We start from the raw sequence: 16,019 nt of genomic DNA on the forward strand, positions 1-16,019 counted from the left end.
GGATAAGATTTCTAGAGATAAAAGTGTTGTGTTGCTGGATGTGAGAACTGTAGGTGAATTTAGCAGGGGGCATATTAATGGATTCAAAAATATTCCTGTAGATGAACTGAGGGAACGGATCAATGAAATTGAGAAAGGAAAACCTGTATATCTGGTATGCCAGAGTGGGCTGCGCAGTTATATTGCGAGTCGTATTCTGGAAGGAAATGGATATGAAACATATAACTTTTCCGGCGGATTTCGTTTCTATGATGCAGTGGTCAATGACCGTACGCTGATTGAAAAGTCATATGCATGTGGTATGGATTATTAGAAATAAACAAAACATTTTTATAATTTTTTCGTAGTATAAAAAGATCCCCCATTTATTAGAATGACTTTTATAATTCTGATAAATGGAGGATTCTTTAGATGTTATAGAAATCAGTTTTATGATCTTTGTAGAGTTTCCAGTCTTTTCGAATCAAGGATTGTGATTTTGCCGCGGGAGAGTCTGACAAGCCCCTCGCCTTGAAAGTATCGAAGCATTCGAGTGATAACTTCCCTGTGAGAACCAAGATGATTGGCGATAGTTTCGTGAGTGATTTTCAATTCATTTGTACCTTCAATAGAGGTCTCTTCTAAAAGAAATGAAGCAACACGCTTATCCAAACTCTTCCACATGATTTGTTCAATCAGCCACATGACATCAGAAAAACGGGTAGCCATTAACTCATTGGTATAGTTTGCGACAGGAGCAGATTCCTTCATAATACCTTTATAGATTTCAGCAGGGATAATCCAAAGATCAGTATCTTTTTCTGCTTCAATGGTTACTTCAAATTGAATGGAGCGCATGATACATGAGGCGGATAAAAGACACATATCCATATCGAACAAACGGTAAAGTGTAATCTCCCGTCCTTCATCTGAAAGTATGTAGGTTCGAAGTTGCCCGGATTTAACCAGTAATAATCCAGTGCAGTCCAAGTTTCCGTTGTGAATGATCGTTCCTTTTTTTACAACCTGTGTGATTAAATTGTCTGAAATTAGTTTTTTCTGTGCTGTATTTAATTCATTCCATACTGGAAAATAATTTTCGAAGCTCATAACCGTTATCTCCTTTACGAACATAGTATACTTGCTTTTTTTAGATGCGTCAATTATATAACTGGCATATGCCATAAATAGAAATAAAAAGAAGTGTAATAAAGTAAATTGTCTTTCCGTGATATCATCACTGAAGTAAGACTTTTTATGAGGTATATTAAGTTCAAACAGGAGAAGGAGTTGAAAAATATGACATCAATAAATATAAATAAAGAAAAGTTTGGACAATTAATTCATAAAGAAAAACCGGTTTTGGTTGATTTCTGGGCACCTTGGTGTGGTTATTGCCGTAGAATTGGAGCAGCTTATGAAAAAATAAGTGAAGAATACAGCGATATTCTTATTGCAGGAAAAGTAAATATTGATGAAGAACCACAGATTGCAGAAGCTGAAAAGATTGAGATAATTCCTACGCTGGTTTTATATCGAGATGGAAAGGCAATAGATTCTATTGTTGCACCCGAATCAAAAAAAATGATAGAAAACTTTATTAATGAAGCTTTGGAAAAATAAAATAGGAGGACTGTTGTATGAATGAAAATCATGTTTACGATATGATTATCGTAGGGGGAGGACCTGGAGGGTATACTTCAGCATTATACGCAGCCAGAGCAGGACTTGATACAATTGTTATAGAAAAATTATCTGCAGGTGGTCAGATGTCATTGACCTGGCAGATTGATAACTATCCTGGTTTTGAAAATGGAATTGACGGATTTTCATTGGCAGAGAAAATGCAAAAACAGGCGGAAAAATATGGTGCTAAAAGTGAATATGCAGAAGTTTATAATATGGATTTAACAGGAAAGCTTAAGAGAGTAGAAACTAGTTCGGGAATTTATATTGGGAAAACAGTAGTGATTGCTACTGGAGCAAATCCAAGAGAACTTGGTCTCGCTAAAGAAAAAGAATTGATAGGTCATGGGGTTGCTTATTGTGCCTCCTGTGATGGTATGTTTTATAAAGATAAGATCGTGGTGGTTGTTGGTGGTGGGAATTCTGCTGTATCAGATGCTGCTCTTTTAAGTCGAATTGCTAAGAAAGTCATCATTGTTCATCGTAGAGATACATTACGTGCAACGAAGATCTACCATGATCAGCTGATGAAAACTGAAAATATAGAGTTTCGATGGAATAATACAGTAAATGAACTGATTTATGGAGAACGATTGACTGGTGTGCGGTTGAAAGATACAGTTACAGGAGAAGAAAACATTATAGAATGTGACGGGCTGTTTGTGAGTATAGGAAGAAAACCGACAACAGATTTTTTAGATAATCAGATAGAACTGGATAATAAAGGATATATTGTAGCAGGTGAAAATACTGAAACGAGTATTCCAGGTGTTTATGCTGTAGGAGATGTCAGAACAAAGTTACTTCGTCAGATAGTAACAGCTGTGGCAGATGGTGCTATGGCAGTACATATGGCAGAAAAATATATGGGGAAAATGTAAAGTGAACTCCGCCTTTTAGCATAGGAATTGTTTTGTTAAGTTAAATAATGAAACAGGAAATAGTCATTTTGATAGACCATATTAACTATAAATAATCAGAATTTGAATAGTGAACTTTTTATACTGAAATATGTACGATTTCAATAATGACATGAACTTATGGGAACGTATTGCGGATACTTTGTGAACTTTATCCTGATACAATGATTATGCTGATGAAAGAAGGCATAGATAACTGAATACAAGAAAGAGACGAAAGCCTCAGTAGTTAAGAAAAAACTACTGGGGCTTTTTTTCGTGCCTGAATTTCTCAGCCAATAACTGCGGGCGTATCCCGGCAGGATAAAGGCGGAGCAGGCATGATCCTAAACAGAGGTCCGCCTTCTGGATTTGAAACGAGCAACAAGATTTCAAATTCAGGAGGAACGGATATGTATATTGAACACCCATATTTTTATGAAGGAAAGTATTACGCAAATATTGATGGAGAAATGATCGAGATTACAAAAGAAGTTGCGTATGCGATGAATAATTTTTATAGAAGCAGCAAGGCAAAAAAAGTTGAGATTAAGAACGAACTGGGTGAGGTTGTGGATAAGATGCTGAGAGAAGTACCTTACAGCGGTCAGTCCATTGATGGAGAAGGCTTCATGATTGAGGATTTTCCAGATCTGAACTGCGATGTGGAGCACTGTGTACTGACAAAAATGGAACAGCAGGATATTCACAAAGTGATCAATCAGCTGAACTCAGAGGAACGCATGATTATTTATGGCATTTTCTTTGAAAACAAGACACAGACACAGATGGCGGAGATTATGGGGATTTCCAGACAGATGCTGTCATACAAGCTGAAATCCACTCTTAATAAGATGCGTGAAATGTATATGAATAAATTTTTTTAAAAAATTTTTTAAAATCTTTTGCATCTGCCAAAGTCATTTGACTTTAGTAATTAGAGGAAGTTAAAGGACTTCCTAAAATGAACCATGATAACTGAATATCCAATAATAACTGACGTGACATTTCATGCAGAGAGCACGAGGAAGATGCCGCTATAGGATTATAAGACAAAACCAAGATTTTTAGTTCAGTCTGTAATGCTGCGAAAAAGCACTGACCGAAGCCAGCTGGCAGGCTGGTGATGCGATGATATGTATGAGATGCGATACACTTGCAGATCCTGAGAAGTCTGTAACTGGTAAACCTATGAACTGCTGGAGCCTGGAAACGAGAGTTTCCGGGTTGTGGTCCGGAGTATGCATCCGGGCAGGTTATTATTCCCTTCCTGCATATGCGGGAGTAACGATTCGGGGTATCGAGGATAAATAGAATCGAGCGAGCACTGTTTAATAATCAAATTGGCTCCACAGGAATGCGGCAGAGCTTTCCTTATGGGAAAGAAACTCTGCCGTATTCCTGTGGAGCCAATATAGCGCTATGGATGCTTTACAAATAAAAATAATAGATTGGAGAGAGGACAAATGACAATCCGCCGAGGAGATATTTTATGGGCAGATCTCGGTATGTTTCCTACAACATCTGTTCAGGGTGGAGTAAGACCGGTGATCGTAGTGAGTAATAATAAAGCCAATACATACAGTTCAGTCATAACGGTAGTTCCGCTGACATCAAGAATTTATAAGAAACGGTATTTGCCAACACATGTATTTATCAGCAAATATGATATGACGGGAATCCGAAAAGGAAGCCTGGCACTGGCTGAACAGGTTATGAGCATTTCTACGAAATGTATTATTGAGAAATGCGGAAGAGTGAACAAGTGGAGCCTGGATCGGGTACTGAAAGCAGTACAGATTCAGATGGGAATGGAAGGAGAAGGGCATGACGGCAGAGGAATATAGAAACTATCTGGAGCAGGATTTCAGTGATGTAGATATCAATGAAATGACTGATCTACGGATGATAAAAGCAGACAGAAATAAATCGCTTCAGGAACGGAGAGATATTTTTCTGAATAAAGTAGGAAATCCATATTTGGTCCGGATCGGCAATATGAAAGTAAAAGTCAGATTTGCCAATAACGGTATATCTATGGAGCAGGCATTTGAGAATATGCTTCTGAGTGTCTGAAAAAGTACTGGCAAGATTGAGGGGACTGTGTTAGAATGTCGGTAAGGACAAATTATGCAGCCCCCTTTTATTACATGGATTTTCTGACGTAATAAAAGGAGGTAAGATATGTATCAGAATATCAATAAAATCTATCATGCCGCCATCTATGTCAGATTATCTAAAGAAGATGGCGATATTTCCAGTTCAGCAAAACTGGAAAGTAACAGCATTTCTAACCAGAAAGCTTTGATTCTGGATTTCCTGAAAGACAAAAAAGATATAGAAGTTGTTTCAGTCCGAGTTGATGATGGCTACTCAGGCTCTAATTTTGATCGTCCTGCATTCCAGGCAATGCTGGAAGATATCCGGCGTGGAATTGTAGATTGCGTAGTGGTAAAAGATTTATCACGATTTGGAAGGGAATATATTGATTCTGGGAAGTATATCGAGAGATTATTCCCGGCTCTTGGTGTGCGTTTTATTGCCATCAATGACAATTATGACAGTCTCAAGGGAAAGAATCAGGCAGACGAAATTATTATCCCATTTAAGAATTTAATCAATGATGCTTATTGCCGTGACATTTCTATTAAGATCAGGAGTAATCTTGAGATTAAGAGGAAAAAAGGCGAATGCGTGACTCCGTTTGTAGCTTTTGGATACAGGAAGACAAAGACAGATAAGCATAAATTAGAGATTGATCCATCTGCAGGCAGTGTAGTACAGGATATTTTTAAGATGAAGCTGCAGGGAATGAGTCAGGATGCGATTGCTAATCGTTTAAATGAACTGGGTATTCTTTCCCCATTTGAGTATAAAATCAGCAGTGGCAGTCATTATGAAACAGGCTTCCGGCAGAAAGAACAGGCACTTTGGAGTTCCGTTACCGTCCGCAGGATACTGGAAAACGAGGTTTATATCGGAAACCTTGTGCAGGGAAAAAGGACGACACCGAACCATAAAGTGAAGCAGACTTATGTGAAACCGGAAGATGACTGGATCCGGATTGAGAAAAATCATGAGCCATTGGTGAGTGACCGTGATTTTGAAATTGTTCAGAGACTTCTGGGCATGGATACACGTACTTCGCCTGACCAAAAGCAAGTATATCTGTTATCTGGAATTGCTGTATGTGCGGATTGTGGTGCACCTATGACAAGAAAGGTTTCTACTGTGGCAGGGAAAAAATATGCTTATTATCTATGTTCCGCAAATAAAGAAACAAAACGCTGTTCTAGTCATAGAATACCGGAAAAGGATCTGGAAGATGCCGTACTGGTGATGCTGAAACAGCATATCCAGAATATCCTGCACCTGAAAAGAGTCCTGGAATTTGTTGGTACTGTGCCATTTCAGGAGATCAATATGAAGAAGCTGCAGGACAGGCTGGAGAAGAAAAAACAGGAGACAGAACGTTGTAAGGAGTTACGGATGATGCTCTATTCGGATATGAAAGAGGGCATTGTATCAAAAGAAGACTATGTAGAGCTTCATGCAGCCTATGGAAAGAGGCTTAGAAATGCGGAAGAGAGTATCCGTGCAATCCAGAAAGAAATGGATAGTGAGCTGGAAAAAGCAGACAATGCCAATACCTGGCTGGATTATTTTGTGAAATATCAGGATATTGAAGAACTGTCCCGCACAGTGGTGGTAGAACTGATCAGGAAAATCAGAGTATATGATAAAAAGAATATAGAGATCACTTTTGATTTTGATGATTGTTATCAGACATTGCTGAATCAATTACCGGCTATGGGAGTTGATACGGTAATAGATGATGATAATAATCTGCAGGTCAAGGTAAAGGAAGTTGTATAAAATGGCACGAAAGAGTAGGAAAAACATTCCGGAAGTAGTCGGCAGTGAAACCGTCCAGACAGAGGTGAGAAGACCATTCCGGGCAGGATTGTATGCCAGAATTTCAATGGAAACAGAAGAAACATTAGAAAGAGGGACGATAGAAACCCAGGTGGAATTGATGAAAAACTTTGTAGCAGATACGGAAGATATTTCGGTTGCGGAAGTTTATAAGGACTCAGACTATTCAGGTACAAATTTTGACCGTCCTGGATTCGTACAGATGATGGAAGATATCAAGCATGGAAAAATCAATTGTGTTATTGTAAAAGATTTGTCCAGACTTGGAAGAAATTATGTCGAAACCAGCAACTATATTGAACGAGTATTTCCGTTTTTTCATGTAAGATTCCTGGCTGTGACAGATGATTTCGATTCCTTCAGAGAGGGTGTGGATCTTACAGTTCCACTGAAGAATATTATCAATGAGTTCTATTCGAAAGACCTTGCCAAAAAGAGCAGCAGCGCAAAAAAAGCTCTTTGGAAAAAAGGAAAATTTACAAGTGCCTGGGAACCGTATGGTTACAGAAAGTCAGAAGAAGACCATCATCAGCTGATCGTTGATGAAGAAGCTGCAGAACATTTGAAAAGTATATTTTCTATGTATATGGATGGCGGGAACTATAGTGATATTGCAAGACAGCTCAATAAAGATGGAGTTTTATCGCCGACTTTACAGAGAAAATTCTATAAAACCGGTGAAAAGCCGCTTCCGGAGTCAAAACCCTGGAACAATTATGAAGTGAAACGAGTTCTTCAGGATGTTCATTGCACAGGTGATTCTGTATTTGGAAAATATCAGCAAAGTGTTTTCCAGGGAAATAAACAGAGAAATCGACCAGAGAGTGAATGGGTGCATGTGGAGAACACGCATGAAGGGATTATAGATAGAGAGTTGTTTCAACAGGTACAATCTAAAATCCAGGAATATACGGAAGCTTATAAGAAGAAACATCAGCAGAACAATGGAGCTATTAGAAACCATAATTTCTATACAGGAAAGATATGGTGCGGAGGCTGTGGCAACCGCATGACGTTGTCCAGAGAAAGAAATGGCACATTCTTTTATATCTGCGGAGCCAATACTAACCATAAATCCGGAGGAAAGCAATGCAAAGGGCACAGAGTCAGAAAAGAATATGTGGATGACGATGTTCTTCGCCTGATTCAAACGCATATGAAAACCGTATTGGATACAGAAAAAATGATTCAGGAAATGAATGCAGCTTCCAAAAATCAGACACAGTACCTGCTTTTGGATAAAGAGGTGGGGAAACTTCGACGGGAACTGAGCCGTATCAGTAAGCGTAAATCGGATTTATATGAAGATTACTCAGAACGTTTGATTACAGAAGAAGAGTACATACAGTTTTCTCGGATCTATTCCAATGAAATTGAGAATATCAAGAGCCGTCTGGACACTGTATTGGCGGCACAGGTTCGGTATTCCCAGAATTACCACATTGAAGAAGGCTGGGGAAATGTGATACATACTTATATGTCAAAGCGTAAGCTGACAAAAGAAATGGCAGATGCCTTTGTGGATTCAATTATTATCCATGGTAAGTATGATTATGAGATCAAGCTGGTATATGACGATCAGTTTGCAGATTTACAGAAATTAAAGAAAGAGAAGGAGGCGCAGTCAAGATGACAGATCATAGAAAAACAGCTGTTTATATCCGTTTATCCGCAGAAGATGACAATGTAGATGGCAGAGCCAAAAAAGAGAGCGACAGTGTAACTTCTCAGAGAATTCTGTTAAAATCATTTGTGATTGATCAGCTGGGTGTAGCTGAGGCTGACATCCTGGAATATGTGGATGACGGTGTCAGCGGTACTCATTTTAAACGGCATGGATTTCAACAGCTGCAGGATGACATGAAAAGCGGAGAAATCGGCTGTGTAGTTGTAAAAGACTTTTCCAGATTCGGAAGAGACTATCTGGAAGTTGGATTTTATATTGAATATATTTTCCCACTTCTACAAATACGATTTATTTCGATTAATGACAGCTATGACAGTGCAGCAAGCAGCGGAATGACTGGTGGAATGAATGTAGCATTGCAGAATCTGGTATACAATATGTATAGTCTGGATTTGTCCAAGAAAATTTCATCAGCAATGCAGACAAGAACAAAAAACGGCACACGCCTTCCGGTAAATGCCAGATATGGCTATAAAAAAGGAAAAGATGGAAGGCTGGAAGTTGATCCGGAAGCTGCAAAAGTTGTGAAAATGATTTTTCAGATGGCAGCAGAGGGAACAAGTTTTGCAGATATTACAAGGGAATTGAACAGACAGGCGATTGCCACTTGTGATGAGCAGAAATTATCAAGAGGGGATCAGGTGCAGTTCCAGAGGTTTGACACGATCAAAAAGAAACACTGGAGCCCTACGACAGTAGCGGCAATTGTACGGGATGAGATTTATATTGGAACCAGAATCTGGGGAAAAACACGTTGCAGTATGCATACCGGTCATAAAGCAGTTCTAAATGAGGAAACAGAATGGGTTCGCCTGGAAAATCATCATACGGCAATTATAGACAGGGCATTGTTTGAAAAAGCAAATGAAATGCATCCGAAAAAGAAGAGAAGTGTTGCGGAATCACGCACTAATTTTACTCTGGAAAGACGTAAAAAACAGCCGGCATTGCTGCTATGTGCCAACTGTGGGCATTCTCTGTTAAAAGAAACAGAGCATCTGCTGAAATGCTCAGATGCCCGAACCAATGGAGATCCTGTGTGTCGAAGTCTGGTGATCCGGCGGAAACCGCTGGAGGAGAATATCCTTGGGCTTGTTCATCAGTATGCAGCGTCAATGTTGGAAAAAGAAAAGAAAGTATCTGCCAAAAGGCAATGCGACTACAAAGAGATCAATACCTCAGAATTGCACAGTTGACCTCGGAAAAGATGAAGCTCTATGATGATTATAAAGATGGTCGTATAGATCGTGATTTGTATAAGCAGAGAGCTGAAAAGATAAGTGTACAGCTGGATGAAATAAAACGAAAGATAGAAGATGCAGAGAATAGTAAAAAGCTTCTTGAACAAAACGAACTTTCTGATAAAATAAAACTAAAAGATTTCTTGGGAATTCAGAAGTTCGATACAGAGAAGTTGCGTGAGATTATCAAGGTGATTCGTGTTCATAGTCAGGATGAAATTGAAATCGAATGGAATTTTGACGATATTTTTTCGGAACAGAGGTAACTTGAGCAGGACAAGAATGACTTATCATAAGATAATAAAGGTGCTGGGACTACCTGATGGAAGCGTCAGATAGTCTTCGGCAGAAAAAAATAAAATTTTTTTGTCCTATACTTGACACATCCACATGTATGCAGGCATACATATTGTTCCAATATGGCGAAAGCTGGAATGAATCCGAAAGCACTCCAATATTTAATGGGACATTCTGATATAGGGGTTACGTTAAATGTATATACGCATCTGGGATTAATTGATGCAAAAGAAGAGATGAATAGGATTGCAAAACTGGCATAGTATGATAAAATAATAGAAAAAAGAATTAAGAATAATCTGATTATAAGGTTCTTAGAAAGCCTGTTTTCCAGGCTGATTATTACTAAGAAGTTACTAAATTTGGATAAGAAAATATACGAATTTATGCTGTGATATACAGGAAAATGACAGGATTGAAGATTATCGGAAAATGCCTGCAAACAGCGTAAATACAGCATTTCAAGGAGTTTTAAGCAATGATAAGTGTGTTATTTGTCTGCCACGGCATTACTATTACGATTTCTGTTCCAGAAGCCACAGATAGTATGAGTGATTTGCTTGATCTGTTTTCTATTGACTTATCCGAAATAGAAAAAGTGTTCCAGTTGGCAACGCGGCCATTTATTATGCATGGAGATATATTTCCAGACCATATTTTTAACGAACTTTATCATGTGCCGGAATACATCCGCAAAGAATATCTTCGGGTGAAAATATTGGAATTGCTGATCTCTCTAAAGATGATTGACCCATCCACGATTGGGGAAACAAGACCCTATTTTTATAAGACCCAGGTTGAAAAAGTAAAGGCGATTATGGCGCTAATGACTGCTAATCCAGAAATACATTACACGATGGAAGAATTGTCTGGGCAGTTTGACATATCTGTGTCTGCGTTAAAACATTGCTTTAAGGGTGTCTATGGAACTGCCATCTTTACATATATGAGAAATTATCGTATGGACATGGCTGCCACACTTCTTACCCAAACGGATGAATCCATCACGTCTATTGCCGGTAAGGTAGGGTATGCCAATAGCAGCAAATTTTCGGAAGCATTTAAGAGCATAAAGGGAAAAACACCGCTGGAATATCGAAAAATCAAAATCTAATTAGAGTGAAACGAAACTGCGTGGAGTGGCAGAGCATCAAAAAAATTTTAGAATAGAGAGTGTCAGGAAATGACATTCTCTATTCTTTTTTTAGGAGGAAATGCACCAATGAAGCAAAAAAGCTGGATTAGTATTGTGTTTTCTTTTGCTGCCCAGTGTAGGCTGAAAATAATATTATCTGTTCTATGTGCCATTATCTCTGTAATAGCAGGGCTGGTTCCATATTTGAGCGTATATCAGATCATTACGCAATTTATAGGCGGTGCGCCAATAATGGAAACCGTCTGGATGTGGTGCTGGATTGGTTTGGGCGCTTATGCCTTGCGCTTTGTGTTCTATGGAATTTCCACAACACTTTCGCATATCTCGGCTTATACGATTTTAGAAAATATTCGTTTAAGTCTGGCTCAGCGCTTGATGAAAGCACCTCTGGGAACGGTCTTGGGGGAATCTGTCGGAAAGCTGAAAAATGTATTGGTAGACCGCGTTGAAACGATTGAACTTCCGCTGGCCCACATGATACCGGAATGTATTTCAAATCTTTTGCTCCCCATTGCAGTATTCATTTATTTGGTCTGTGTTGATTGGCGTATGGCGCTATCTATGCTGATTACCGTTCCGATTGCCTTTGTTGCTTACGCGATGATGATGAAAAACTTTAATCAGCAATACGCCGACTATATGGAATCCAACAATTATGTCAATGGCGTAATTGTTGAATATGTGGAGGGAATCGAAGTCATTAAAGCGTTCAATCAGTCCTCCACTTCCTATGAAAAATTTGCACACGCTGTCGAGTCTTTTAAGGACTACACGTTGAAATGGTATCAAAGCACTTGGAAACTGATGAATTTTGGAAGTGCGGTTTTGCCATCCACATTTTTAGGCACACTTCCCGTTGGCCTATTGCTTTATTACAACGGCACTCTTACGCCGCAGGATTTAGTAATCTGTTTGATTCTGTCCCTTGGCATTGTTGGCCCACTTATGAACTTTACTACCTATGTGAATGAAATGAAAACTGTGGAGTATGCCGTACATGATGTTGACAAGCTGTTAAGCGTATCAGAACTGCCCGATGAAAAAACAGATGTAAGGTTGACCCACTATGACATTCATTTACAAGAGGTGGCCTTTTCTTACGATCAGACACAGGAAAATAACGTCCTGTCACATATCAGTTTGGATATTCCAGAGGGTAAATTTACGGCTTTGGTTGGCCCCTCTGGAGGCGGCAAATCTACGATTGCGCGTTTGATTGCCCGCTTTTGGGATGTATCGGACGGGAGCATTACGATTGGAGGAACAGACATCCGCAAAATTCCCCTGTCGCAGTTGGCAGATACCGTCAGCTTTGTTACACAGGATAATTTCCTGTTTAACTGCTCTATCAAAGAGAATATCCGCCTTGGGAATCCGCAGGCCAGTGACGAAGAAGTATTCGCTGCCGCTAAAGCCGCCTGCTGTGACGAGTTTATTTTGAATCTGGAACACGGATATGACACAATGGCCGGTGATGCCGGAAACCGCCTGTCCGGGGGCGAGAAACAGCGAATTTCTATTGCACGAATGATCTTAAAAAATTCGCCTATCGTAATTTTGGACGAAGCCACAGCATTTACCGATCAGGAGAATGAAGAAAAAATTCAGAGGTCAATCGCGGCACTGACAAAGGGGAAAACCCTGCTTGTGATTGCTCACCGCCTTTCTACAATCAAAAATGCTGACCAGATTATTGTGTTGAAAGAGGGCGAAGTGCAGGCCAGCGGAACACACCAGGAATTGCTTGCGGAAAATAGCTTGTATCGGGATATGTGGAACGCGCATATTGGTGCAAAGAATTGGTCTGCCGGGTCAAAGGAAGGGAGGTAACAGATATGTTCAAGATTGTAAAACGTCTGATTGATTGGACTGGACAATACAAGAAGCGTATTTATATAGGCTTCATCTATGCTTTCCTGCATAGCATTTTCACCGCTATTCCGATTATGCTGGCGACCTATGGTTTAAGTGCTGTTTTGGATGATTTTAATGGGAAGTCAGAATTAAATCCCGCTACAATATGGCTCCTGCTCATTGCTATGATTGTTTCCGTACTTGGGCGGTTTCTGTTTTCCTACTTACGGGCCATTACACAAGACAGCGTAGGATATGAAGCAACCGCAGCAGAACGAATCCGATTGGGGGATATTCTGAAACGTGTGTCCCTCGGCTTTTTCAGTCAGAATAATATGGGCAAATTATCCTCTGCCGTGACTACCGATCTGTCATTTATGGAGATGTTTGCCACGAACATGATAAATACAGTTGTCAATGGCTATATAACGGTGATTGTTCTGATTTTGTGTCTGGCGTTTTACTGCCCCCTTGCGGGCTTCATTTCGCTGATCGGTGTGCTGCTGTCTGCGCTCTTTCTAAATCTTCTGGAAAAACACAGCCACAAAAACGCACCTGTTCATCAAAAGGCACAAGATGATATGGTGGAAAGCTCGATTGAGTATTTGCGTGGTATGCAGGTAGTAAAGGCATTTAAGCAGGATGGCGTTGCCATCGAGGGTATTCGCAAGGCTTATAGCGACAGCAAAAAAATCAATATAAAAATCGAAAAGGAATATATGCCATATAACTGTCTGCACCTCTTTTCTCTGAAAGCCGTTTCCATTGCCGTTGTTGCAGTATCTGCATGGCTGACCTATTGTGGCAGTATGGATTTGCCGGTCATGTTGATGATGGATATGTTTTCTTTTATGATTTTCAGTAGCGTAGAGGCCATGAACAATGCTGCTCATGTGTTGGAGATTATTGACGCAACACTGTCAAAACTGAAAAGAATTGAAAATGCCAATGTCATTGATAAAGATGGGCAGGATATTAAGCTGAAAAATGCTGATATTCAATTTGATAATGTGTCCTTTGCGTATGACGAAAAGCCCGTACTGAAAAATGTCAGCTTTCAAATTCCACAAGGGAGTACAACCGCGATTGTCGGGCCGTCGGGCAGCGGCAAGACTACAATCTGCAATTTGATTGCAAGATTTTATGATGTAAACGCAGGAACTGTATCTGTTGGAACCGTGGATGTCCGTAGAATGACCTGTGATAGCTTGTTGTCAAATATCTCTATGGTATTTCAAAAGGTTTATTTGTTCTATGATACAGTTGAAAATAATATCCGATTTGGTAATCCTGCGGCCACTCATGAGGAAATTGTAGAAGCTGCAAAAAAAGCCAGATGCCATGATTTCATTGAACAGCTTCCGGATGGATATAACACGGTCATTGGCGAAGGCGGTTCAACCCTTTCTGGCGGCGAGAAGCAGCGTATTTCCATTGCCAGGGCTATCTTAAAAAATGCGTCTATTGTTATCTTGGACGAGGCTACGGCAAGTATCGACCCGGAAAATGAGCATCTAATTCAGCAGGCTATCAGTGAACTTACAGTCGGTAAAACTGTTATTGTAATTGCACATCGGCTGGCAACGATAGAACACGCAGATCAGATTTTAGTCGTAGATGCAGGGCAAATCGTACAGCAAGGAACACACACTGAACTGATTCAGCAAAACGGCTTGTATCGTCGGTTCATTGACATCCGTGAACAGGCCGAGGGTTGGAGTATTGCATAGCACCTACACAGGAGAAACAAAATAAAACTTCGTGCGTCGGGCGAGGATTATCTGGAGGCTATTCTCATGCTCCAAAAAACAAAGGTATGGTGCGCTCCGTTGATCTTGCCCGACATATGGGGTTCTCCAAACCGAGTATTAGCCACGCAGTGAAGGTTTTGCGGGAAGGCGGCTTTTTAACAATGGATGAAGAATTTTTCATTTTCGGGCAATGGACCTGAAAATCCGAAAAATCGCAAGCGGGTACTCGCTTGCTATCGAAACCCTACCTTCTATTTCTCCCTCTACTAATACTACAATTAGAAGGTGGAAAAATGGCTGTATCCGCAAAGAAAAACAGAAAAAGGCCACGGCTGAACCTCCATTCATGGTGTGATCCATCATGGCCCTGGCTACACAAGGAATACAAATTGACTTTTCCGGGTTGGTGTTGTAAACTATGATTAGTTTTGACTAACTATACTATAAGGAGGGCGCTCATACATGACAGATATGGAAAAAGTAAAGATTCATGGCGTCCCGGAAACCATGATGCAGACTCTGTTTGCCCGGGCGGCCCATTCTCAGAAGAAGGAACATAAATTTTATGATGCGAAGGCTATAGAGATCGTGAAGCAGCTGGACTATGACTTTTCCAAGGCGGAGAAGGATGCTGCCATGAGCAGCGGTGTGATTGCCCGCACCATTCTGTTGGATCAGATGGTGGGTGCCTTTTTAGAGGAACATCCGGATGCAACTGTTGTTAATATCGCCTGTGGCCTGGATACACGGGTCTACCGGCTGGATAATGGACAGGTTCGCTGGTACAATCTGGACCTGCCGGAGGTGATCGACATCCGGCGGCGTTTTCTGAACGAACATGGGCGTATCTCCATGATCGCCAAGTCCGCTATGGATGAGAGCTGGGCAGCGGAAATCGAAGATCCGACGGGCGAAGTGCTTGTTGTGATCGAAGGGCTAGTCATGTACTTAACCGAGGCGGATATAAAGAAAATTCTATTCATTATCTGTAGCCGGTTCGAACATACGGAGATCATTATGGAGATTATGAATCCTTTTATCATGCGGCACATGAAGGAGAAATCGATTGAGGCCAGTAAGGCTCGTTTTACCTGGGGTCTGAAAAGCGGGAAGGAACTGGAGAACATGGTGTCGGGGCTTACATGGGCCGAGGATGTGAGTTTGGTCGAAGGGATGAAGGAACTGTATCCTGTCTATAAGTTGCTTGGATGGATACAGCCTGTTAAAAACCTTTCTAACAAGCTGGTAATACTGAGAAAATAGGATAGATATAAACTGCCATTCAGCTTTGTCATAGGAGATGCGTCAGCCATGGAGAAATTGAATTATTTAAGACAGGACAAAAAAATACCGGGGAAGGAATCCTTTGTGACCTATGTGGATTTTCAGGTAAAGGATGGCACCGCCGATATGTGGCTGTATGACATTTTTCCGGGAGTACAGCTCATGGTTGTAGATTTTTCTTCTGAGAGCTGTTTCCGAAGCGGTGAAAAGCAGAATGTAATCGGGATCAATCATTGCCGGAAGGGGCGG

At 40.5% G+C, this 16,019-nt stretch carries 17 protein-coding genes and 2 pseudogenes; 18 read left to right on the forward strand and 1 reads right to left on the reverse strand.

Translation table 11 applies throughout. From position 1 onward, the window contains the following. On the forward strand, positions 1-313 hold a 313-nt coding region (locus tag OCV70_RS09220), incomplete at its 5' end, for a rhodanese-like domain-containing protein (RefSeq protein ID WP_262579647.1). Positions 314-429: 116 nt separating this feature from the next. Here the strand turns inward: OCV70_RS09220 and OCV70_RS09225 are convergent. Further along, positions 430-1,113, reverse strand: coding sequence for a Crp/Fnr family transcriptional regulator (locus OCV70_RS09225; protein WP_117854271.1), 684 nt, complete (start codon positions 1,111-1,113; stop codon positions 430-432). A gap of 165 nt (positions 1,114-1,278) precedes the next feature. On the opposite strand from OCV70_RS09225, the gene OCV70_RS09230 reads away from it, so the two are divergent. The 17 genes and pseudogenes from OCV70_RS09230 to OCV70_RS09310 form a co-directional block, all read left to right on the forward strand. Beyond that, positions 1,279-1,602: a thioredoxin family protein gene (locus OCV70_RS09230; RefSeq protein ID WP_117854314.1), complete on the forward strand. Its 324-nt coding sequence runs from the start codon at positions 1,279-1,281 to the stop codon at positions 1,600-1,602. 17 nt (positions 1,603-1,619) lie between these two features. Further along, positions 1,620-2,546, forward strand: coding sequence for a thioredoxin-disulfide reductase (gene trxB / locus OCV70_RS09235; protein ID WP_117854270.1), 927 nt, complete (start codon positions 1,620-1,622; stop codon positions 2,544-2,546). A gap of 431 nt (positions 2,547-2,977) precedes the next feature. Next, a complete protein-coding gene (locus OCV70_RS09240) occupies positions 2,978-3,451 on the forward strand; it encodes a sigma factor-like helix-turn-helix DNA-binding protein (protein WP_172677496.1) in 474 nt (157 codons plus the stop codon). Between the two features lie 253 nt (positions 3,452-3,704). Continuing rightward, positions 3,705-3,878, forward strand: coding sequence for a hypothetical protein (locus OCV70_RS09245; RefSeq protein ID WP_226840949.1), 174 nt, complete (start codon positions 3,705-3,707; stop codon positions 3,876-3,878). A gap of 152 nt (positions 3,879-4,030) precedes the next feature. Further along, the gene (locus tag OCV70_RS09250) at positions 4,031-4,411 is read left to right on the forward strand and encodes a type II toxin-antitoxin system PemK/MazF family toxin (protein ID WP_015568867.1); all 381 of its coding nucleotides are present in this window, start codon (positions 4,031-4,033) and stop codon (positions 4,409-4,411) included. After that, positions 4,392-4,640: a DUF6870 family protein gene (locus OCV70_RS09255; protein WP_015568866.1), complete on the forward strand. Its 249-nt coding sequence runs from the start codon at positions 4,392-4,394 to the stop codon at positions 4,638-4,640. Before OCV70_RS09250 ends, OCV70_RS09255 begins: the two co-directional genes overlap by 20 nt. Positions 4,641-4,748: 108 nt before the next feature. Further along, entirely contained in the window at positions 4,749-6,440 is a 1,692-nt protein-coding gene (locus OCV70_RS09260) for a recombinase family protein (protein WP_262579648.1), read from the forward strand. Position 6,441: 1 nt separating this feature from the next. Then, the gene (locus OCV70_RS09265; protein ID WP_117854268.1) at positions 6,442-8,133 is read left to right on the forward strand and encodes a recombinase family protein; all 1,692 of its coding nucleotides are present in this window, start codon (positions 6,442-6,444) and stop codon (positions 8,131-8,133) included. After that, entirely contained in the window at positions 8,130-9,383 is a 1,254-nt protein-coding gene (locus OCV70_RS09270) for a recombinase family protein (protein ID WP_262579650.1), read from the forward strand. The genes OCV70_RS09265 and OCV70_RS09270 overlap by 4 nt, the downstream gene beginning before the upstream one ends. Positions 9,384-9,394: 11 nt before the next feature. Further along, complete coding sequence (locus OCV70_RS09275) at positions 9,395-9,694, forward strand: hypothetical protein (RefSeq protein ID WP_243280840.1); 300 nt, start codon at positions 9,395-9,397, stop codon at positions 9,692-9,694. Between the two features lie 111 nt (positions 9,695-9,805). Beyond that, positions 9,806-9,988, forward strand: a complete 183-nt coding sequence (locus OCV70_RS09280) for a tyrosine-type recombinase/integrase (protein ID WP_226845253.1) — start codon at positions 9,806-9,808, stop codon at positions 9,986-9,988. A 215-nt stretch (positions 9,989-10,203) separates the two neighbouring features. Next, positions 10,204-10,839 (forward strand): helix-turn-helix transcriptional regulator, encoded by a 636-nt coding sequence (locus OCV70_RS09285; RefSeq protein ID WP_021925322.1) that lies wholly within the window; start codon positions 10,204-10,206, stop codon positions 10,837-10,839. Between the two features lie 108 nt (positions 10,840-10,947). Further along, complete coding sequence (locus OCV70_RS09290; protein ID WP_021925323.1) at positions 10,948-12,711, forward strand: ABC transporter ATP-binding protein; 1,764 nt, start codon at positions 10,948-10,950, stop codon at positions 12,709-12,711. A 5-nt stretch (positions 12,712-12,716) separates the two neighbouring features. Beyond that, complete coding sequence (locus tag OCV70_RS09295; protein WP_173767624.1) at positions 12,717-14,465, forward strand: ABC transporter ATP-binding protein; 1,749 nt, start codon at positions 12,717-12,719, stop codon at positions 14,463-14,465. A 21-nt stretch (positions 14,466-14,486) separates the two neighbouring features. Then, positions 14,487-14,668, forward strand: a pseudogene (locus OCV70_RS09300) (metal-dependent transcriptional regulator); the annotation flags it as partial. A gap of 280 nt (positions 14,669-14,948) precedes the next feature. Then, complete coding sequence (locus OCV70_RS09305; protein WP_021926385.1) at positions 14,949-15,749, forward strand: class I SAM-dependent methyltransferase; 801 nt, start codon at positions 14,949-14,951, stop codon at positions 15,747-15,749. A 48-nt stretch (positions 15,750-15,797) separates the two neighbouring features. Continuing rightward, positions 15,798-16,019: pseudogene (locus OCV70_RS09310) on the forward strand (AraC family transcriptional regulator); the annotation flags it as partial.

The organism is Blautia acetigignens (assembly GCF_025566865.1).
Taxonomy (GTDB): domain Bacteria; phylum Bacillota; class Clostridia; order Lachnospirales; family Lachnospiraceae; genus Blautia_A; species Blautia_A acetigignens.

Coding starts and splice junctions, on each gene's coding strand:
- OCV70_RS09225 (WP_117854271.1), bottom strand. CDS start 1,113: ATGTTCGTAAAGGAGATAACGGTTATGAGCTTCGAAAATTATTTTCCA.
- OCV70_RS09230 (WP_117854314.1), top strand. CDS start 1,279: ATGACATCAATAAATATAAATAAAGAAAAGTTTGGACAATTAATTCAT.
- trxB (WP_117854270.1), top strand. CDS start 1,620: ATGAATGAAAATCATGTTTACGATATGATTATCGTAGGGGGAGGACCT.
- OCV70_RS09240 (WP_172677496.1), top strand. CDS start 2,978: ATGTATATTGAACACCCATATTTTTATGAAGGAAAGTATTACGCAAAT.
- OCV70_RS09245 (WP_226840949.1), top strand. CDS start 3,705: ATGAGATGCGATACACTTGCAGATCCTGAGAAGTCTGTAACTGGTAAA.
- OCV70_RS09250 (WP_015568867.1), top strand. CDS start 4,031: ATGACAATCCGCCGAGGAGATATTTTATGGGCAGATCTCGGTATGTTT.
- OCV70_RS09255 (WP_015568866.1), top strand. CDS start 4,392: ATGACGGCAGAGGAATATAGAAACTATCTGGAGCAGGATTTCAGTGAT.
- OCV70_RS09260 (WP_262579648.1), top strand. CDS start 4,749: ATGTATCAGAATATCAATAAAATCTATCATGCCGCCATCTATGTCAGA.
- OCV70_RS09265 (WP_117854268.1), top strand. CDS start 6,442: ATGGCACGAAAGAGTAGGAAAAACATTCCGGAAGTAGTCGGCAGTGAA.
- OCV70_RS09270 (WP_262579650.1), top strand. CDS start 8,130: ATGACAGATCATAGAAAAACAGCTGTTTATATCCGTTTATCCGCAGAA.
- OCV70_RS09275 (WP_243280840.1), top strand. CDS start 9,395: ATGAAGCTCTATGATGATTATAAAGATGGTCGTATAGATCGTGATTTG.
- OCV70_RS09285 (WP_021925322.1), top strand. CDS start 10,204: ATGATAAGTGTGTTATTTGTCTGCCACGGCATTACTATTACGATTTCT.
- OCV70_RS09290 (WP_021925323.1), top strand. CDS start 10,948: ATGAAGCAAAAAAGCTGGATTAGTATTGTGTTTTCTTTTGCTGCCCAG.
- OCV70_RS09295 (WP_173767624.1), top strand. CDS start 12,717: ATGTTCAAGATTGTAAAACGTCTGATTGATTGGACTGGACAATACAAG.
- OCV70_RS09305 (WP_021926385.1), top strand. CDS start 14,949: ATGACAGATATGGAAAAAGTAAAGATTCATGGCGTCCCGGAAACCATG.